15 protein-coding genes are annotated in these 18,600 nt (G+C 71.4%); 7 read left to right on the forward strand and 8 right to left on the reverse strand.

The genetic code is table 11. The features are described 5' to 3' along the window. Positions 1-212: 212 nt before the first annotated feature. Together WME89_RS31605 and WME89_RS31610 are read left to right on the forward strand one after the other, a co-directional pair. Entirely contained in the window at positions 213-2,084 is a 1,872-nt protein-coding gene (locus tag WME89_RS31605) for a DUF4041 domain-containing protein (protein ID WP_438003392.1), read from the forward strand. 116 nt (positions 2,085-2,200) lie between these two features. Then, positions 2,201-2,839 (forward strand): hypothetical protein, encoded by a 639-nt coding sequence (locus WME89_RS31610; RefSeq protein WP_438003393.1) that lies wholly within the window; start codon positions 2,201-2,203, stop codon positions 2,837-2,839. Positions 2,840-2,847: 8 nt separating this feature from the next. Here WME89_RS31610 and WME89_RS31615 read toward each other — a convergent pair whose 3' ends face one another. Then, complete coding sequence (locus WME89_RS31615; protein WP_438003394.1) at positions 2,848-4,044, reverse strand: vWA domain-containing protein; 1,197 nt, start codon at positions 4,042-4,044, stop codon at positions 2,848-2,850. 334 nt (positions 4,045-4,378) lie between these two features. Continuing rightward, the gene (locus WME89_RS31620) at positions 4,379-5,083 is read right to left on the reverse strand and encodes a TetR/AcrR family transcriptional regulator C-terminal domain-containing protein (protein WP_438003395.1); all 705 of its coding nucleotides are present in this window, start codon (positions 5,081-5,083) and stop codon (positions 4,379-4,381) included. Between the two features lie 111 nt (positions 5,084-5,194). On the opposite strand from WME89_RS31620, the gene WME89_RS31625 reads away from it, so the two are divergent. Beyond that, positions 5,195-6,691 (forward strand): monooxygenase, encoded by a 1,497-nt coding sequence (locus WME89_RS31625; RefSeq protein WP_438003396.1) that lies wholly within the window; start codon positions 5,195-5,197, stop codon positions 6,689-6,691. Between the two features lie 109 nt (positions 6,692-6,800). On the opposite strand, the gene WME89_RS31630 is transcribed toward WME89_RS31625, so the two are convergent. Further along, positions 6,801-7,982: a hypothetical protein gene (locus tag WME89_RS31630; protein ID WP_438003397.1), complete on the reverse strand. Its 1,182-nt coding sequence runs from the start codon at positions 7,980-7,982 to the stop codon at positions 6,801-6,803. A 578-nt stretch (positions 7,983-8,560) separates the two neighbouring features. On the opposite strand from WME89_RS31630, the gene WME89_RS31635 reads away from it, so the two are divergent. From WME89_RS31635 to WME89_RS31645, 3 genes are read left to right on the forward strand one after another with little or no spacing between them, the layout of a single operon-like run. Then, entirely contained in the window at positions 8,561-9,496 is a 936-nt protein-coding gene (locus WME89_RS31635; protein ID WP_438011997.1) for an ABC transporter ATP-binding protein, read from the forward strand. Then, entirely contained in the window at positions 9,493-10,329 is an 837-nt protein-coding gene (locus tag WME89_RS31640; protein ID WP_438003398.1) for a hypothetical protein, read from the forward strand. The genes WME89_RS31635 and WME89_RS31640 overlap by 4 nt, the downstream gene beginning before the upstream one ends. A 5-nt stretch (positions 10,330-10,334) precedes the next feature. Then, entirely contained in the window at positions 10,335-11,483 is a 1,149-nt protein-coding gene (locus WME89_RS31645; protein ID WP_438003399.1) for a hypothetical protein, read from the forward strand. A gap of 495 nt (positions 11,484-11,978) precedes the next feature. Here WME89_RS31645 and WME89_RS31650 read toward each other — a convergent pair whose 3' ends face one another. Beyond that, positions 11,979-14,201: an FUSC family protein gene (locus WME89_RS31650; RefSeq protein WP_438003400.1), complete on the reverse strand. Its 2,223-nt coding sequence runs from the start codon at positions 14,199-14,201 to the stop codon at positions 11,979-11,981. A 280-nt stretch (positions 14,202-14,481) separates the two neighbouring features. Here WME89_RS31650 and WME89_RS31655 point away from each other — a divergent pair, with 280 nt between their 5' ends. After that, entirely contained in the window at positions 14,482-14,985 is a 504-nt protein-coding gene (locus WME89_RS31655; protein ID WP_438003401.1) for a beta-class carbonic anhydrase, read from the forward strand. A 92-nt stretch (positions 14,986-15,077) separates the two neighbouring features. Here the strand turns inward: WME89_RS31655 and WME89_RS31660 are convergent, their stop codons facing one another. The 4 genes from WME89_RS31660 to WME89_RS31675 form a co-directional block, all read right to left on the reverse strand. After that, positions 15,078-15,437, reverse strand: a complete 360-nt coding sequence (locus WME89_RS31660; protein ID WP_438003402.1) for an iron chaperone — start codon at positions 15,435-15,437, stop codon at positions 15,078-15,080. Positions 15,438-15,571: 134 nt separating this feature from the next. Further along, on the reverse strand, positions 15,572-15,994 hold the full coding sequence (locus tag WME89_RS31665; RefSeq protein ID WP_438011998.1) for a sialate O-acetylesterase: 423 nt from the start codon (positions 15,992-15,994) through the stop codon (positions 15,572-15,574). After that, positions 15,978-17,093 (reverse strand): ABC transporter permease, encoded by a 1,116-nt coding sequence (locus tag WME89_RS31670; RefSeq protein ID WP_438003403.1) that lies wholly within the window; start codon positions 17,091-17,093, stop codon positions 15,978-15,980. Before WME89_RS31670 ends, WME89_RS31665 begins: the two co-directional genes overlap by 17 nt. After that, positions 17,090-18,592, reverse strand: coding sequence for a sugar ABC transporter ATP-binding protein (locus WME89_RS31675; protein WP_438011999.1), 1,503 nt, complete (start codon positions 18,590-18,592; stop codon positions 17,090-17,092). The genes WME89_RS31670 and WME89_RS31675 overlap by 4 nt, the downstream gene beginning before the upstream one ends. Between the last annotated feature and the right edge of the window lie 8 nt (positions 18,593-18,600).

Consider the following 18,600-nt stretch of genomic DNA (forward strand, 5'->3'; position numbering starts at 1 on the left):
GGACAACGGCGAGGCGTGCTTGAACGACGCCAGTCTCCGCGGGCAGCGGCCATCCCGCCGCGCAGCTGATCCTGGAATGTGCGCAGAGGTACGATGAACGCTGCGCAGGAGGAAACGCTTTCGTTGGGATGACACGCCTTGTACGTTGATGCTAGCGAGGGGGCCCACGATCGATCCTGGCAGGTCTGTCCCTCGCAGGAGTGTGCTCGACCATGGAAGAACTCTTGGGAGCCCTGCTCGGTCTCGCGCTCATCGTGATTGCCTTGCTCGCCGGATGGCTCATGAAGCTGAGCGCCGAGAAGAGGAGGCTTCACGGAGCCCGCGAGGCTGCCGAGCGGATGAAGGCCGAGCGAGAGCAGGCGCTCTTGAGTCTCCAGGAGCAGCGTGACCGCATCTTCTCGGAGCTCGCTGTCCTCCAGCAGACGCACGCGGCCATGCTCAACCGCTTCCGCGGTATCGTCGATGCCGAATCAGAGCGACAGCGTGTGCTCGCTCAACTCGATGCAGACCGGTCACGCCTGCAAAGGGAGATCGACCGTAGCACAGTCGAATGGGGGCAAGCTCTTCGGGATGTACAGGCGCAACATCTCACCACGGGTACGGAGCTGGAGAAGCTCCGCCAGGACCACGCTGCCCTCAATGACGCCCATGCTGGCCTCGCCGCAGCTGAGAGGGAAAAGCGGAACGCGGTCGAGCATCTGGCGTCTCAGCAGGCGCGGCTGCAGAATGAGCTGCACGTCATGAGCGAGCGCCTCGGGCGCATCGCTGCGACGGAGCAGGAGAAGCAGCGAGCGGTCGCTCAACTCGATGTAGACCGGGCGCGCCTGCAGGGTGAGGTCACCCAGGCCAGGGCCCAGTGGGAGCAGACATTGCAGGGACTCCGGGGCCAGCTCCAGCAGGGCACGGCGGATCTGGCGTCGCTCCAGGCCAGCATCGCGAAGCTACGTGTCGAGCAGAGCGCGCTGGACGAGGAGTCGAACCTCCAGTCCTTCGGCTTCTACCGGCCGCGGTACGATTTCTCGTCTTCGGAGATCTACCAGGCCAAGCTCGAACGGATTCGCGACCGCCAGAAGGAGCTACTCAAAGACAAGTCCGCCGCCATCTGCCGCACCGTATGGACGGTCAACGGGAGCGTCACGGAGGGACGAAAGCAGATCAGCCAGACCCTCAAGCTCATACTGCGCGCCTTCAACGGTGAGTCCGACGCTGCCATCGCGAAGGTGACCTACAAGAACGTGAACGTGATGGAGGCTCGCATCAAGAAATCGTGGGAGGTCATCAACGGGCTTGTCGGGGTGCAGAACTGCGAGATCACGAAGGTGTACCTGGATCTCAAACTCGAAGAGCTGTATCTTGCGTACGAGTACCAGGAGAAGGTCCAGGCCGAGAAGGAGGAGCAGCGGCGTATCCGTGAGCAGATGAGGGAGGAGGAGATCGCGCAGCGCGAGCTCGAAAAGGCGAGGCTGGAGGCGGAGCGAGAGGAGCAGCGCTACGAGGAGGCGCTGCGCAAGGCGCAGGAGGAGGTCGAGAGGACGGCCGGCGCCAAGCAGCTGAAGCTCCAATCGCAGATCGAGGCGCTGCAGAAGAAGCTGGAAGAAGCGCACGCCAACAAGGAGCGCGCGATCTCTCGAGCGCAGCTGACGCGTTCGGGACACGTCTACGTGATCTCCAACATCGGCTCGTTCGGGGAGCACGTTTACAAGATCGGCATGACACGCCGTCTGGACCCCCTCGATCGCGTGCATGAGCTCGGGGACGCGTCGGTGCCGTTCGAGTTCGATGTCCATGCGATGATCTATTCCGACGACGCACCGGCGCTGGAAACCGCCCTGCATCGTGCCTTTCACGAACGACGGATCAACCTCATCAATGAGAAGAAAGAATTCTTCCAGGTCGACCTTGATGAGATTGCCAGGACCGTTCGGCGAATGCACGGAGAGATCGAGATCACCCGCATCGCCGAGGCCGAGCAGTACCGTAAGACGGTTGCAGTGAGGCAAGAGAGGGAGGCTGCACAGGTGGCCTCTGCACCGGCGCGCCTCGCGCCGCAGGCGCCCCCGGCCGTGGCGTACGCGCCCGCCTAGCAGCGCACAGCGACCCGACCCCACGCAGCGACGTCTTCGAGTATCTCGGCTTCCTCTTCGCCGCGCTCCGCCTCGAAGCCCCCGGCGAGCCCGTCCCGCCGCTCGAGAGCGTCGCCGTGGTCCTCTCCGGCCGCAGGAGGCGCCTGCCGGCGACCGGAAAGCGCCGCATCGCCTGGCCGGGGCGGCCGTTCAGCGGCGCGCGCTTCCGGATCGACGCCGTCTACCAGCGCACGGTCGCCGAGCTCCGTGCGCGCGGCAGCGTGCTCTGGCTGGTGTTCGCTCCGCTCGCGCGCAACGCGACGGCGGCGGCGCTGCGGGAGATCGTCGCGGAGATCCATGCGGCGGCGGCGACCATAGAGGAACGTGCCGAGCTGTACACGGCGCTCCTGGTGATGGCGGCCATCGACCCCTGGGGGCATAATCTGCTGAAGGAGCTGGTCATCATGGTGGAGGACAAGGAAGAGGGGCTGCTCCGGCGCACGCCGATCATCGGAGAGATGATCATCGAGGCCGAGCAACGGGGAGAGCAGCGCGGCGAGCAACGGGGAGAGCAGCGCGGCGAGCAGAAGGCGATCACGGAGCTGCTCGGTCGCCTGTTCGCGCGGCGGCTCGGGCGACGACCGACGGCCGAGGAAGAGCGCTCGATCCTCGAGCGAGCCCGCGCGCTCGGCCCGGTCGAGGTGGAGGATGCCTTGCTCGACCTCGACGGCGACGCGCTGGTTCGCTGGCTCGCGGAGCCGATTCGCCCCTCGTGAGGCGCCGATCAGTACGCGAGCACCTCGCTGCCTGACGAGAGCTCGCACGCGCCGTCCAGGGGGTCACCGCCCGTGCGGATGACCTCGGACGGCTCCGGCTCGCGGTAGACACCGGAGAGCTCGATGTCGACCATGCGCAGGATCGCGCGATCGAGCTTCGTCACGTAATAACAGGGGATCGTCGGCTCCTTGTGGGCCCCGCCAACCCCGGAGTCATCCGTCAGGAAGAGGTACCGGCCGCCCGTCAACTGCGCGGCGGAGCGCATGCTGAGCTCGGTGAGCTCGTCCACGCCGCTCGACGCGACGGGATAGACGTGCACCCCGCGGTCCCTGAGGGCTCGTATCCCATCGGCCATGTCCGCCGCGTTGCTGTCATGGTGGGGCGCGTCCGCGACCCAGAAGGCGAGGCGCGCGGTGTCGTCGTCCGTGCGCCACGAGAGGTCGGCCGCCTTGAAGAGCGCCATGTCGGGCGCCTCCGGGGTGTCGCCGCCGCCGTCGGCCCCCTGCTCGGCGAGCTTCACCTGGAATTCGCCGGGATCGGTGCGGAAGTCGAACCACCGGACGATGTAGTCGTCCTCGGTGTCTCTGTAGACGACGAGCGACCAGCGCTGCGCGGCGTCCGGGTACCTGGCGAAGATGGCGTCGGAGAGCGCGATGAACTCCGTCTGGAGATACGTGATCTCGTCGCCCATGCTGCCGGTCGTGTCGATGATGAGCGAGACGTCGAGCGTCTCCCTCTTTCCTGGAGGCGCCGCGAAGAGGCTGTGCGCGGCCTGGTGGTCGGCCTCGGTGATGGGCAAGAGGCCCGGGAGCTGCTGCGCGTACAGCGTGCTCCGGTAGGAGAGGAAGAAGTCGAAGTTGCGGTTGTCGTCCCAGACGCCCGCGGTGAGCGTGCCAGGCTCGATGCTGCCGCCGCTGCCGCCGGTGCCGCCGGTACCGCCGCTGCCGCCGGTGCCGATGCCGGTGCCCTCGCCGCTGTCGGAGGAGCCGGGGTCGCCCGAGATATCGCCGCCCTCCGCCGCCCCAGCTCCCGCGCCGGCCGAGGCCGAGCCGACGGCGTCACCCATGCCGGCGCCCTTCCCCGGGATCTCGCCGTCGCCGCCGGGATCCTGGATCGAGGGGTCAGATGGGCTCGATCCGCCCGAGCACGCCCCGAGCGCGAGGAGGCTTCCCACCGTGAAAGCGAAGCGGAAACGGGTACGCATTGGGTCTCCTTGGCCGCCCGGGTCCTCACGTGCCGACGTCGGACCCGGCCGGGTGTACCGCAATGCACGGCGCGTACCGGGCCCGAGCCGCACGATTTCGGCATTGGCGTGGCTTCTCATGTGGCGATCTGTGCCAGGACGCGCCGGATCGGGACCATGACGGCTCAGACGCTCACGGCGCCTTCGGAGGCGGAGCCGGGTCTCGGGGCAACCCGACCCAGGTTGAGGTTCCGCAGCCCGACCCAGGTTGAGGTTCCGCAGCCCGACCCAGGTTGAGGTTCCGCAGCCCGACCCAGGTTGAGGTTGCGCAGCCCGGCATTCCACGCCCGGGGTGTCAGCCGCTCCGGCGGGACGCCCGCCGCTTGTCGCCGGCGTCCGTCGAGCTCCCGGACGCTCTTGCTCGCGGCGTCCCTTGAACCTCGGCTTCCAGTCCCCTGAGGAGGAGCTGAAGCCCGTACCGGAACCGCGCGTCGTGATCGGTGCTCACGAGGTGCGGCAGCGCCGCCGCGAGGTGCGGGTAGGCTCCTCGCTCCACCGCCTCGCGAAAGCGCCCTGCATCGGCCTTGGCAGGGTCCGTCCCCGGGCGGACCTCCAGGGCCTGCTCCTCGAGGGTGAAGCCGATCACGTAGTAGACGATCGACCAGCACCCCCACGCGGCGGCGCGCGGTGAGAGCCCGCCGTCCCTCAGCGCGCCGACCAGCGTGTCCGACACCCTCAGCGTGTTGTCCTGCGCCACGTAGGTCCCCGCGAAGACCCGCGCCCCGTCGCGGTGCGCGAGGAGCGCCCGGCGGAGCCGCTCGGCCACGCCCGCCGCGCGCTCCATCCCCGAGCGCTCCTCCGGCACCCCGGCCGCGCACTCCGCCAGCATCGCCTCCGCCATCGCGTCGAGCAGCTCCTCCTTGTTCTTGATGTGCCAGTAGAGCGTCGCGGCCTGAACGTTCAGCTCCTGCCCGAGCCGGCGCATCGTCAGCGCATCGAGCCCGACGTCGTCCAGGAGACGCAGCGCCGTCGCGATGACCTGCTCACGTCGTAGTCCCATCGTTGGTCCTTCCCCTGTTCGCGCCCGGAAGGCGAACCACCGCCTTGACTCTAACACCGTTAGGTTTACTCTAACGGTGTTAGAGTCATGGATGCGGAGGTTTCAATGACGATGCAAAATGACGTCTTGGTGGTCGGCGGCGGCCCGGTCGGGATGTTGCTGGCGTCGGAGCTCGCGCTCGCGAAGGTCCGGGTCCGCGTGCTGGAGCAGCGACGGACGCGCACGGAGCAGTCGCGCGCGCTCACGGTGCACCCGAGGAGCCTGGAGATCCTCGATCAGCGCGGGATCCTGGACCGCTTCCGGCGCCGGGGCGTGCCGATACCGACGGGGCATTTCGCGTGGCTCGACACCCCGCTCGACTTCTCGCGCCTCGACACGCCTCACCCGTACACGCTGTGGCTGGCCCAGACCCAGACAGAGGCGCTCCTGGAGGAGCGAGCCCGCGAGCTGGGCGTCGAGATCCAGCGCGATCGTTCGGTCGTCGCGGTCGAGGAGCGGGAGGGCGAGGTCGCGCTGCGGGTCGAGGGGCCCGAGGGCCAGGCCGAGGAGCGCGCGCGGTACGTGGTCGGTTGCGACGGAGCGAGGAGCGCCGTGCGACGCGCGATCGGCATCGGATTTCCGGGCACGGAGACGACGGTGACCGCCTTCCTGGGCGATGTGGAGCTCGACGATCCTCCGAGGCCGTTCAGGCACACGAGCTCGCGCGGCTCCGTGCTGGCAGCCCCGCTCCCGCCCGGCGATCACGAGGGCGTCTATCGCTTCGTCGTGTTCGATCCGCAGCGGACGCACGTGAGCGCGTCCGAGCCGGTCACGCTCGAAGAGCTGAAGAGCAGCGTCGCGCGGATCGCCGGGAGGGACTTCGGGATGCGCAACCCGCGCTGGCTGTCGCGCTTCGGCAACGCGACGCGGCTCGCCGAGCGGTACCGGCGCGGGCGGGTCCTGCTCGCGGGCGACGCGGCGCACATCCACTTTCCCGCCGGCGGCCAGGGGCTCAACGTCGGGCTGCAAGACGCGATGAACCTCGGCTGGAAGCTCGCGGCCGAGGTGAACGGCTGGGCGCCCCCGGGCCTGCTGGACAGCTATCATGACGAGCGCCACCCGGTGGGAGAGGCCCTGGGGCGCAACACGGAGGTTCAGACCAAGCTCGGCGACTTCTCGGAGGCCGGGATGGCGCTCCGTGACATGATGAGCGAGCTGCTCGCCATCGAGCCAGTCAACCGGCGGCTCTCCGAGCTGATCAGCGCGCTCGACGTCGCGTATTCCACCGGCAAGGCCGCGGAGACGCACCCCTGGGTCGGCAGGCGGGCGCCCGATCGCGCGCTCGTCACGGACCGCGGCGCCGCGCGGCTGTACGAGCTGCTCCACACGGCCCGGTTCGTCCTGCTCGACCTCGCCGGAGCGGCCGATCTCCGGGAGGCAGGCGCGGCGTGGAGCGACCGCGTCGACGTGGTCCGCGCGACGGCCGCGCCCGGGAGCGACCTCGCCGCCCTCGACGCGGTCCTGGTGAGGCCGGACGGGCACGTCGCGTGGGCGACCGACGCCGCGCGACGGGCGACGCGCCTCGCCGACCTGAGGAGCGCGCTCGAGTCGTGGTGCGGGCCCGCGTGAGGCCGCGATGGACGGCGTGACCGGTCGATGAGGCGGACGAAGCCGCGCTCGTCGAGCGCTGTCCGAGGAGGGAGCGCGACGACCCGATGCCCCGGGCGCCGCTCGAGCCTCAGCCCGAGCGGGCGCGTCGACCCGCGGGCGCCGCGTCGATGACCTCGGTCTCGGGCTCGATGAGCTCGACGTCCAGCTCCGGGGGCGCGGTTTTACGGGCGCGCTTCTCGGCCTCCGCCATCCGCCTCGCGTCCTCAGGCGCCTCCACCCAGGGGCGGGTGAGGCGCTCGGGGCGCACCAGCGGCATGGACGGCCGCGGCCCCGCGGTCGCCTGGAGCGCCTCCTCGGCCGCGATCTCCAGCAGGCTCTCGCGGCTGATGCTCACCAGCTCGAGGCGCAGCGCGTCGGGCATCGATCCGGGGCGCGCCGGCCGCTGCAGCTCGGCCTCGATCGCCGCCAGGGTCTCGTGGCCCACCCGCGCCAGGCCCACCCGGATCTCGGGCAGCGAGCGCCGCGGCCCGCCGGGCTCCCGCTCGACGGTGGCGAGGCGCTCGCGGCCGAGCGTCGCCTGGCCGGCGCGGAGGGCCGGCAGCGGCGCGGAGGGCCGGGGTGAGGCCGCCGCCAGCGGGGGCGCGTCGTGGAGCGTCGCCGGGCGCGCCTGCGCGCGGGGCGGCCCGCCGTTGGCGAGGAGGACCAGGCCCGCGACGGCGCTGCGCCTGACGGCCGGCAGCGACGGCGGCGCGGCGCGCCTGGAGGGCGGCAGCGGCGGCTCGCGGAAGGCCGCGACCGCGCCGGTGGACGGCGGCGGCTCGCGGAGCTCGGCGACCGGGCGGCGCGCCGACGAAGGCGCCGCCTCCGGGCGGCGCGTCGAGGAAGGCGCCGCCTCCATGCGCGGACGCGAGGGGGCGCGCCGGTGCCCCTTGCGGGCCGGCCGCGACTCCGCCGGGGTGCGCTCGTCGATGGCGCGCAGGCCGTGCTCGAGCGCGGGCAGCACGCCCTGCCGGTCGGCCCAGGTGGGCATGACCGCGCAGAGGATCGCCTCGCCGGCCACGCCGAAGTACACGTCGACGGGCGCCGCGCCCCCGTAGGGGACCAGGTGCTCGCGCGGCAGCTCCACATGCCCGAGCCGGCCCCGGTTCCCGAGGCGCAGCGCAGCCTCGACGATCCGGCCACGGCCCTCCGTGGGCATGTCGCACGGCGCGCCCCGGGTGACGAGCCGTCCCCGCCGGGTGATCACGAATGCGAAGTCTGCGCCCGCAGCCACGGAGGTCCGGTCCGAGATCGCATCGAGATCAGCCACGCTCACATCCTACACGATCCAGGGCGGGAGCGTCCGGTGATCGTGCCTGTCCGGGGCACTCGGGCCCTGCACTAGAAAATACTGACGCTGGTTAAAAGATTGCGAGTAGGGCGCAATGCGCCCCGCTCCCCGCTGGTCCTCCACGGCGATCGTTCCCTCACGTTCCCCCATCGTTCCCTCCTCGATCGTTCGTCGACGCGTCGAAGCCGCTGCCTCGGCCCCGCGGCCCGGCTGGTCTGTAGCGCTCTGACCTGCTTGGCGGCATCACGAGAAGCGTTCACGTACGCATCGAAACGGAGTCGCGTGCGCGCAGGAACGCAATCACGCCCGCATGAGTGTCGCTCGTCCGCATCAGGCGGTGCGCGCGACCATGAGATTGAGCCAGCCGTGATGACCGCCTGTGCGGAAAGCCCGCAGAGAAACCTCGCGTGCGTCTCCGAGAGCTCGATCTGCCCTGTGCGCGCGGTGAACGCCTCGGCGTGGCGCTCCTGGTCGTCGACGGTCGCCCGAGCCGAGGGCCGGCGAGCTTCGACACACCTCGCCCGGCAACCGGCCCCCATCTTGGTTATCCTCACACCGTGCTCGCCCTCGAAGCCGCCGCGCTCCGCAAGACCTACGCGGGTCTCTTCCGGCGGGAGGGCCACCAGGCCCTTGCCGGCCTCGATCTCGCCGTCCCCCGCGGCGCCGCGTTCGGCCTCCTCGGCCCGAACGGCGCCGGCAAGACCACGTTCATCAAGACCCTCCTCGGCGTCGTCCGGCCGACGTCCGGCGTCGTCCGCGTCCTCGGCGGCGCCCCCGAGGACCGCGCCGTCCGCGCCCGCATCGGCTACCTCCCCGAGCGGCTCCACCTCCCGCACGCCTGGACGCCCGTCGCGTTCCTGGCCAGCGTCGCCCGGCTCAAGCGCCTCGCGACGACCGAGGCCGCGCTCCTGCGCGACCTCGCCCGCGTCGGGCTCGGCGACAGCGCCCGGCGCCGCATCGGCGGCTTCTCCAAGGGCATGAAGCAGCGCCTCGGCCTCGCCGCGGCCCTCCTCGGCGCGCCCGACCTCCTCGTCCTCGACGAGCCCACCGACGGCATCGACCCCCTCGGCCGCGCCGAGATCCGCCGCATCCTCACCGAGGAGCGCGCCCGCGGCGCCACCCTCTTCCTCAACTCGCACCTGCTCTCCGAGACCGAGCGCGTCTGCGACCGCATCGGCATCCTCGCCGGCGGCCGCCTCGTCCGCGAGGGCGCCCTGGAGGCGCTCTGCGGCAGCGCCACGCGCTTCCGCGTCCGCTTCGCGCCCGGCTGCGATCCGGCCGCGCTCGTCCCCCTCGGCTTCGTCGCCCGCGAGCCCGAGGGCGCCTTCACCTGCGAGGCAGCGAGCCCCGAGGACCTCAACGCCCTGCTCGATCGCGCCCGCGCCCGGGGCGCGCTGCTCGTCGAGCTCACCCGGGACATGCGCGACCTCGAGGAAGTCCTCGCCGAGGCCCTCGGCTCGCGGAACACGCCGGACGCCGGAGCGTCGCCGTGAAGACGGTCCTCGCCATCGCGCTCGACCTCCTCCGCGAGGCTGCCTCGCGCCGGTGGTTCCTCGCGCTCGGCGCCGTCATCACCCTCCTGCTCGGCGTCGCCGGCCTCACCCTGCGCATGGACGTCGTCGACGGCGCCCTCGCCGCCACGCGCCTCTTCGGCCAGGTCGTCCGCACCGACATCACGTCCGTCGACGTCGCCCTCCGCCCCATCTTCCGCGCGGCGGCGTACGTCATCTTCTACGGCGGCCTCGCCTTCGGCGTCGTCGCCTGCGCCGACTTCGCCCCGAGCCTGCTCGCGCCCGGCCGCATCGAGCACCTCCTCGCGCTCCCCGTCCAGCGCTGGGAGCTGCTCGCCGGCACCTTCCTCGGCGTGCTCGGCCTCGCCCTGGCCGGCGCGCTCTACGGCGCGGGCGGCCTCACGCTCCTGCTCGCCGTGAAGACCGGCGTCTGGACCTTGCGCCCGGTCCTCGCCGCGCTCCTCGCGAGCGTCACCTTCGCCGCCCTCTACGGCAGCATGCTCGCGGCCGCGGTGTTCGCGCGGAGCGCCGCCCTCTCCGCCGCGACGGGCGGCGCCCTCTTCGTCACGGGCATCGTCGCCGGCTACCGCGACCGCCTCGCGACCTTCTTCGAGCCCGGCGCCCCCCGCGCGCTCTTCCGCGCCGTCACCGCGCTCCTGCCGCGCGTCTCCACGCTGGCCAACACCTCCGCCGATCTCGCCGCCTCGGCGCCCGTCGAGGCGCTCGACCTCGCGAGCCAGCTCGCCGGGATCGCCGTCTTCGGCCTGGCCGCCGTCGCCTTCGGCATCTGGGGCTTCGAGCAGAAGGACTTTTGACCTCCATGCGCCACCGAGCCTGGCTCCTCGCCGCCGTCGTCCTCCTCGGCCTCGCCGCGTGGCTCATGTCGCGCGGCGACAGCAAGGCCACGTCCCCGAAGAAGGCGCGGGTGGAGTTCCCGCGCCACCCGGAGCGCCCCGAGGTCGAGCGCAGCGTGCGCCGCCTCACGCTGCCGCCCCCGCCGCAGACCGACCCGAGCGTCCAGCGCCAGCCCAGGCGCGATCCGCTGCTCACGGCGCTGCCCACCGGCAGGGCCACGTCGGCGGTCGTCGTCGAGGCGAGCGCCATCAAGGAGTCGCCGGCCGGCAAGCTCTGGCTCGACTGCATGCTCGCGAAGAGCGATATGGACAGCTTCGACGAGCTCAAGGAGGAGTTCGGGATCGACGCGCTCGAGGACATCGACCGGATCGCGGCGGCGTCGGGGCCTCTCGTGGTGGTCTCGGGCCAGTTCCCGTCGGCGAGCCTGGACTCCTTGCGGGGGAACCGCCGCGCTTACGGCGCCCGAGGGACGCTCTTCGAGGAGGAGGGTCGCTCGCCCGTGTTCGGGCTGTGGGGCGACGGCCTCCTGTTCGTCGGCCAGGACGCGCAGGCCGTCGAGGCCGCGATCGACAGGCTCGAGGACAGGGTCGCGCCGGCGCCGCCGGTGATCCCGGAGTGGGCGAGCTACGGGGATGCGTACGGGGTGCTCTCGGCCGAGGACATCGCGGACGTCCTCGAGGGGAGCGAGCCGGAGATCGCCGAGCGCCTGCGGGGCGCTGTGGGCCAGGTGGAGCTGCACGTCGACGCGTCGGAGGACGTCGCGATCGTGGCCGATGTGACGGGGCCCGTGGCGGCCGACGTGGACGACCTCGGCAAGACGCTCGGGACCGCGATCTCGCTGGGCCGGCTGAAGGCGCAGGCGGACGGCGAGGAGCAGCTGGCCGAGCTGCTGGATCTGGCGCGGGTGAGCCCGCGCGAGGGCCGCTTCTCGATGGACCTCGCGCTGCCGCTGCCGATGATCGAGAAGGCGATGGGCCGCTGCCGGGAGCGGAGGAGGAACGGCCAGGCGCCGGGCGAGCTGGCGCCGGGCGGCGAGGCGCCGGGCGAGCTGGCGCCGGGCGAGCTGGCGCCGGGCGAGCTGGCGCCGGGAGACGAGGCAGGAGAGGCGCGGTGACGCGCGTGCTCGCCCCCTGCGGACCTTGCGGCTCGTGAGGTGCTGAGCGCGCGGTGAGGGCCCGGTCTGGCCCCGTGCTCGATCCCAGCTGTCCTCGCGCCTGCGGATCATTCTGGACTGGTCGTTCCAGAATGAGCGGTCCAGAACCAGCCCAGTTGTCCTCGCGCCTGCGGATCATTCTGGACTGGTCGTTCCAGAATGAGCGGTCCAGAACCAGCCCAGCTGTCCTCGCGCCTGCGGATCATTCTGGACCGGTCGTTCCAGAATGAGCGGCCCAGAACCAGCCCAGCTGTCCTCGCGCCTGCGCCTCATTCTGGACCGGTCGTTCCAGAATGAGCGGTCCAGCACCAGCCCAGCTGTCCTCGCGCCTGCGCCTCATTCTGGACCGGTCGTTCCAGAATGAGCGGTCCAGAACCCGCTGCATGCATGGGGATCACACGAGTCCAGCAGGGTCCCCGCGCCGCCGATGAGCCGGGGCGCCCTGAGGCCTTGATCTCACGGGCCTGACCGCTCCCGCGCGGCCAGCGCAGCCCGCGAGACCGCCGCGTGCAGGACCGTGACCTGCCGCGCGATGCGCACGAGCTGGGCCTCGAACAACGTCCCCAGCGTCGTCGGAGCAGGCTCGACCCCGGCACCCTCGTCGGCGGACTCCGGCGCGAGCACGTCGGGCAGCGGCTCGGGCGGGCGCTGCTCGGCCACCGCGGCGGCGAGGTCCTCGAGCGCGCGGCCGACGCGGCGCTCGAAGCGCGCGAGCTCTTCGCGGCGCGACGGTGACGCCGACGGCCCGGGCGAGGACGCGAGCGCGACCACCGAGGCGACGAAGCGGCGCGTGTACGTGAGCTCTGCCATGAGCGGCTCGAGCGCCTCCGCCGCGCCGCGCGACTCCGAGACGAGCCGCTGGAACGACGCCTCGGCGTTGCTCGTCGCGAGCCCGGCGTCGCGGCGCGCGGCGGCGAGCTGCGCCTCGGCCCCTTCCTGCTCGCTCCCGTACGAGGCGGCCGCCTGCGCGAGGACCTCGCGCGCCGCGCGCAGGGCCTGCGCCATCTGCTCGGGGAAGCGGTCGCGCTCCGGGCTGGGCCACAGCAGAGCGATCGCCGCGAGCGCTAGCGCGCCGCCGATCAGCGTGTTGACGACGCGCAGGTGCGTCAGGTGATGGTCGCCGGAGCCGAGCTCGGCGAGGAGCACGAAGGTGGGCGTCAACAGGGCGGAGAAGGCGCCGTAGTTGACCGGCAAGAGCGCGACCCCGGCGGTCGCGAGCACGAAGATGAGCGCGAGCAGGCCGAGCGGGTCGTGCACGACCGCGGCGATCCCCGCGGCGAGGAGGCAGCCGAGCACCGTGCCGGCGATGCGCTGCAGCCCCTTCAGCACCGTCGCGCCGGTGTACGGCTGGAGGATGGAGACAGCGGTGATCGTGATCCAGTAGCCGCGCCGGAGCTCGAAGCCCTGGCTCACCGCCATGCCGACCGCCGCCGCGAGGCCCACGCGGAGCGCGTGCCGGAGCGAGAGCGAGCGCGCGGTGAGGTTCGCGCGGAGCGGCCCGAGGACGCGGTCGCGCAGCTTCGGCCCGGGTGGGGCGGCCGCCGCGGGCTCGCCCGGGGTGGCCTCCGCGGGGCTGTCGTCGTCGAGGGCCGGCGCCGTCTCGGACGCGATGCGCAGGTGCTCGCGGAGCTGCGCGAGGAGCGCCGCGGCGTGGAGGAGCCGCGAGCGAGTCATGACGGCCGCCCTGCCGCCTTCGCGCGCGTCCCGCGCGATCACCGCGCGGAGGGCTTGCTCGTCCCACGCGATCGGCTGAAGGCGGGGGCCGCCGCCCTCCGTCTCCACGACGCGCGCGACCTCGTGCGCCGTCCTCGCGAACACCGCGAGCGCGCGCTCGGCCTCGACGCGCGCCTCGGAGCGCCTGTCCGACGGCCCCGGGTCGCCGGCGGCCTCCAGCGTGTCGGCGAGCGCGACGAGCGTCCCGAAGAGCTGGTCGGCCTCCTGGAGCAGGACGAGCAGGCGCTCGCCGCGCCCGCTCTCACCCTGCCGCCCGCGCCGCACGCCCCCGAGCGCCGCGCGCGCCGCCTCGATCGCGGCGCGGATGGACGCGTGTCGCTGCACGAGCGCGTGGTAGCCCGCCTCCTCGCCCCGCCGCGACGCCTCCTCCAGCGCGGCCGCCTGATCGGCGAGCGCGCGGTAGCACGCGGCCACGGCGACGCGCACCGGGCGGTACGGCCGGATGGGCCAGAGCAGGAGGGCGAGCGCCATGGCCCAGAGGCCGCCGGCGAGCACGCCCGCGCCGCGCGCGAGCGCCTCGGCGCCGCCGGCAGGCGCGGCGACCGACGCGGCCATGATGATCGCGACGAGCCCCCCGACGCTGCCAGCCTCGGCCCCGTAGACCCGCGCGAAGCCTGCCGCCGAGATGCCGAGGAACAAGGCGATCGTCGCGATCCACGGCCATCCCCCCGCGAGGGCCATGGCGATGGCCGCGAGGGCGCCGGCGACGGTGAGCGCGCCCATGGTCGCGGCGCGCGCGCGGTACGAGCCGCCCTTGTCGGCGACGGTCGCGAGGAAGCCGCCCAGCGTGGCCCAGGAGGTCGCGGGCACCGGGGCGACCTGCCCGACGAGCACCGGCACGAGGGCCGCCACGGCCGCACGCAGCCCGCTCTTCAGCGACGGCCTCGCCGGCTCGATGCGCGCTATCGATTTCAGGAGCCTGAGCGTGCGCTCGTGGGACGGCATGTCTGGGCTCGAGCGGCACCATGCCCTCTGCGCCGAGCGCGCTCAAGGTCCGCGCACCAAGGGGAGAAGGTCTCCTGCTGGCCGATACCGACGCTGCCGTGTCCGCCGGTACGTTCGATCCTCGCCCCGATCGCGATGCACGGGCGGAGCCCCCCAGGGAGGCTCGTGGAGCTCGCCTGCGGTACGCCGTTCCGGCCCTCTCCGCCGCCTGACCGCCACCATCCGTTATAACGGATGATTTGCTTGACAGCATCCCCCCCGGGTCATCGACAATGGCTCCATGAGCGTCATCGACGAGCTGCTCCGCGCCAACGAGGCCTACGCCGCCCGGTTCACCAAGGGGTCTCTGGCCCTGCCGCCTGGCCGCAAGGTCGCCATCGTCGCGTGCATGGATGCGCGCCTCGACCCCGCGCGCGCGCTCGGGCTCGAGGAGGGTGACGCCCACGTCATCCGCAACGCGGGCGGGCGCGTCGTGGAGGCGCTGCGGAGCCTCGCCATCAGCCAGACCCTCCTCGGCACCGAGGCGGTGGTCATCGTCCACCACACCGACTGCGGGATGCTCACGTTCACCGATGACGGCATCCGCCAGAAGCTGAGGCAGACCCGCTCCGCCGACGCCGATCACGTGGCCTTCCTGCCATTCTCGGACCTGGACCAGTCGGTCCGCGACGACATCGCTGTCTACCGGAGCTCGCCGCTCGTGCGAAAGGACATCCCCGTCCGCGGGTTCATCTACGACGTCCGCACTGGCCAGCTGCGCGAGGTCGAAGCCGGCCAGGCGTAGGCTCGAGACGCGCGCGGCTCACCACCCCGCGCGCGGGGTCACCGGATGCGTGAGACCGGCCGCGGCAGGGAGACGCGATGCCGCCCCCGCGGTCAGCGGCCCGCGCCGTGGTGCGCCGCCAGCATGCGCACCGTGCGCTCGACCAGGTCATACGGCACGGGCCTGCCGAGCGGGAACTTCACGCCGTCTTTGCCGTCGCGGTAAGGCTCGAGCTCGGCCTGGACGGGGTCGTCGCTGCGGTAGATCGGGTAGAGGCCGATGTGCTTTTTCCAGGCGGCGAAGTGAATGGCGTTTCGCCCGTCGAACATGATCGCGGGCATGCCGTAACGAATGCGCTCTTCGGCGTCGGGCAACACCCGCCGAATGGCGTCGCGAACGCCACTGAGCAAAGGACGCACGTCTCCGGGGCAGGCGGCGATGTACTCGTCGATCGTCTTCGGAGTGGCGGGCAATGTCCCTCCTTCCTGGGTGGCGGGACCGCAGGGTAGTGCAACGAGCTCGCGGTGACGAGGGGGGACGATGAGGCCCCGGACGACGCGACCGGCGCCGACCGGACGCCGCGGCGACGGGCCCAGGACAGAAGCGCTCAGAGGCCGAGGGCGCCGATCATCTTCTCGGCGTAGCGGGTGCCCAGCGTGACCTGTGCGTCGTGACCAAAGTGGAGATTCCATGTGTCAGCAGGATCGATCGCGAGCCCTTCAGCCGAAACGACGTGGGCGTTGGTGAGCAGCCCTGGGAGCTGGTTCACGAGCGGGTTGTGCCTCGCGCACGACCCAGAATAGAGGAGCTCTCCTGCGAGGAACGGCACGTCACCAACGCCGAGGTCCGCGCGCAGGTCCGAGACGAGCGTCTTCACCTTGCCGGGCCACGCGGCGTCGCCGCAGTTCGACTCGCCTTGATGGAACAGGATCCCTTCGATCACGCCCCCGGCTTCCTGCGCCGCCTTCGCGCGCGACAGGATCCAGCCATACCGTCGCCCATGGCCGCGACGCTCAGACGCTCTCGCGATCGGGCGCTCGTGCGGCCGGCGGCTCCGCTGCGCCGACGGCCGCGGCCGCCCGGAGGCTCGGCGCCGCCTGAGCGGCTCCTGCGGAGGCGCGCCGGATGCGCCGTCTCGCCTGCACCATGTGCACGATCTGGTCGAGGATCACGGCGACGAGGATCACTGAGCCGATGATGACGAACGTCCAGTTCGGGTCCAGGCGCCAGATGCGTTGAATGCCGTCAGCGTCCTCGTACGGCAGCTGGAACATGTTGATGCCGTTGTCGAGGACCCGCATCACCGCAGAACCGATGAGGATGCCGAGCACCGTGCCTTCACCGCCGCGAAGCGAGCAGCCGCCGAGCACGGCCGCGGCGATCGCATACATCTCGTACGCGACGCCGACCTGCTGCGACATCTGCCCGATGTACGACGCGTAACAGACGCCAGCCACGCCGCCGAGGCCCGCCGAGATCACGTAGGTGGACGTCTCCACCCGCTTCACGTTGATGCCGGAGTACTCCGCCGCGTCGCGGTTGCCGCCGATCGCGTAAACGTAGCGGCCGAACACCGTGAAGTGCAGCGCGTAGGTCGCCACGCCGATCACGGCGACGAAGATCAGAAACGGATACGGGACGAGCGCGTCGCTCCCGACCTTGAGCAGCCCGCCGTTCGCGAGGCCGAGCAGCGGCGAGCCCCCGAGGCTCAGGGTGCCCCCCTCGGCGATCGTCTGCGAGACGCCGCGCAAGAGCAACATGCCGCCGAGCGTGACGATGAACGGCTGCAGCTTGAGCCGCGTGATCAACAAGCCCTGGCCGAGGCCGATCAGCATCGCCACGCCGAGCGCCACCGGAATGCCGATCCACAGCGAGAAGCCCAGGCCGCCGACCTGGCCCGACGAGAGCTTCGCGACAAGGACGCCCGTCAGGCCGATCACGGACCCGATCGACAGATCGATGCCGCCCGTGATGATGACGAAGCCGATGCCGATCGCGAAGATCCCGAGCATCGAGATCTGCCGCACCGTGTTGATCGAGTTCGACTGCCCGAGGAAATCCGGGTTCGAGAGGTAGAGACCCAGACACATCACGATGAGCGCGATGGTCATGCCAAGCTCGCGCCTCATGAGAGAGCCTCCCTGTCGGTGTGTCCCGTCATCAAGGTCGCGATCCGCTCCTGGCTGAGCCGTTCCCGCGGCAACACACCCTTGATGCGTCGCTCGTGCATGACGGCGACGCGATCGCTCATCCCCATGATTTCTTCCATGTCCGAGCTGACCATCATGATGGTGATGCCTTCATCCGCGAGGGCGGCCATGTGGCGGTAGATCTCGGCCTTCGTGCCGACGTCGATGCCGCGTGTCGGCTCGTCCAGGATGAGCACGCGCGGGCTCATGGCCAGCCATTTTCCGAGCACCACCTTCTGCTGGTTTCCGCCGGAGAGGTTCACGACGAGCTGACCGATGCCAGGCGTCTTCGTCCGCAAGCGCTTCACCTCCGATTCGGCGACGCGGCGCTCCTTCGTCCTGTCCAGGAGGCCCCAGCGGTTGTAGTTGCCGATGTCGGGCAGAGAGGTGTTCTCGGCGATGCTGAGCGGCAGCACGAGCCCGTGCCGCTTGCGGTCCTCCGGCGCCAGGTAGACCCCGCGGTCGATGGCGTCCCTCGGCACTCGAGGAGCAAACTCCCTGCCTTCGAGCGTCATGCGTCCGCTGAGCGCCGGGGTGACCCCGAAGATCGTCTGCATGAGCTCCGTGCGGCCCGAGCCGACGAGGCCGGCGAAGCCGAGGATCTCCCCGCGTTCGGCCGAAAAGGAGATCGGCGCTGGCGCGCCGGGCACGACGAGGCCCTCGACCACCAGCACGGGCTCGGTCGACCTCCGCGGCCTCTTCTCCGGGAAGTAGTGCGCGCTGAGCTCGCGCCCCACCATCATGGCGACGATCTTCTCGTGCGTCGCCTCCGCGCGCGCGAGGTCCCCGACGTAGCGGCCGTCGCGCAGCACCGTCACCCGGTCCGCCAGCGCCATGACCTCTTCCATGCGGTGCGAGATGTAGACGATGCCGATGCCGTCCGCCCGGAGCTTGTGGATGATCTGGAAGAGCTGCTCGGACTCAGCGCTCGTGAGCGACGAAGTCGGCTCATCCATGATGATGATGCGCGCGTCCAGGGCGAGCGCCTTGGCGATCTCGACCATCTGCATCTGCCCGGCGGTCAACGCGGACACCGGGGTCGAGGCCGGGAGCGTCAAGCCCACGCGCTGAAGCAGCTCGTTGGCGCGGGCGTACATGGTGCCCCTCGGCAGCGGGCGGAGGAGCGGCCCGGTCCCGCCGCCCTCGTTCCCGAGGAAGATGTTGGCCGCGATGTCCAGGTTCGGCGCCAGCATCAGCTCCTGGTGGATGAGCGCGATGCCGAGGCGCTTGGCGACGCGCACGCTCTCGAGGGTGACCACCTTCCCCTGGATGCGGATCTCGCCCTCGTCGGGCTGCTGGGCGCCCCCGAGGATCTTCATGAGCGTGCTCTTGCCGGCGCCGTTCTCGCCCATGAGCGCGAGCACCTCGCCCGGCCTCAGCGAGAGAGAGACGCCCTGGAGCGCGACCACGCCGGGAAACCGCTTGGTGATCGCGCTCATCGCGAGCA

The organism is Sorangium sp. So ce321 (genome assembly GCF_051530195.1).
Taxonomy (GTDB): Bacteria; Myxococcota_A; Polyangia; order Polyangiales; family Polyangiaceae; genus Sorangium.

What these genes read in the sequence shown, in the direction of transcription:
- WME89_RS31605 (WP_438003392.1), top strand. Translation starts at nt 213, where the DNA reads ATGGAAGAACTCTTGGGAGCCCTGCTCGGTCTCGCGCTCATCGTGATT.
- WME89_RS31615 (WP_438003394.1), bottom strand. Translation starts at nt 4,044, where the DNA reads ATGCGTACCCGTTTCCGCTTCGCTTTCACGGTGGGAAGCCTCCTCGCG.
- WME89_RS31620 (WP_438003395.1), bottom strand. Translation starts at nt 5,083, where the DNA reads ATGGGACTACGACGTGAGCAGGTCATCGCGACGGCGCTGCGTCTCCTG.
- WME89_RS31625 (WP_438003396.1), top strand. Translation starts at nt 5,195, where the DNA reads ATGCAAAATGACGTCTTGGTGGTCGGCGGCGGCCCGGTCGGGATGTTG.
- WME89_RS31645 (WP_438003399.1), top strand. Translation starts at nt 10,335, where the DNA reads ATGCGCCACCGAGCCTGGCTCCTCGCCGCCGTCGTCCTCCTCGGCCTC.
- WME89_RS31650 (WP_438003400.1), bottom strand. Translation starts at nt 14,201, where the DNA reads ATGCCGTCCCACGAGCGCACGCTCAGGCTCCTGAAATCGATAGCGCGC.
- WME89_RS31655 (WP_438003401.1), top strand. Translation starts at nt 14,482, where the DNA reads ATGAGCGTCATCGACGAGCTGCTCCGCGCCAACGAGGCCTACGCCGCC.
- WME89_RS31670 (WP_438003403.1), bottom strand. Translation starts at nt 17,093, where the DNA reads ATGAGGCGCGAGCTTGGCATGACCATCGCGCTCATCGTGATGTGTCTG.
- WME89_RS31675 (WP_438011999.1), bottom strand. Translation starts at nt 18,592, where the DNA reads ATGAGCGCGATCACCAAGCGGTTTCCCGGCGTGGTCGCGCTCCAGGGC.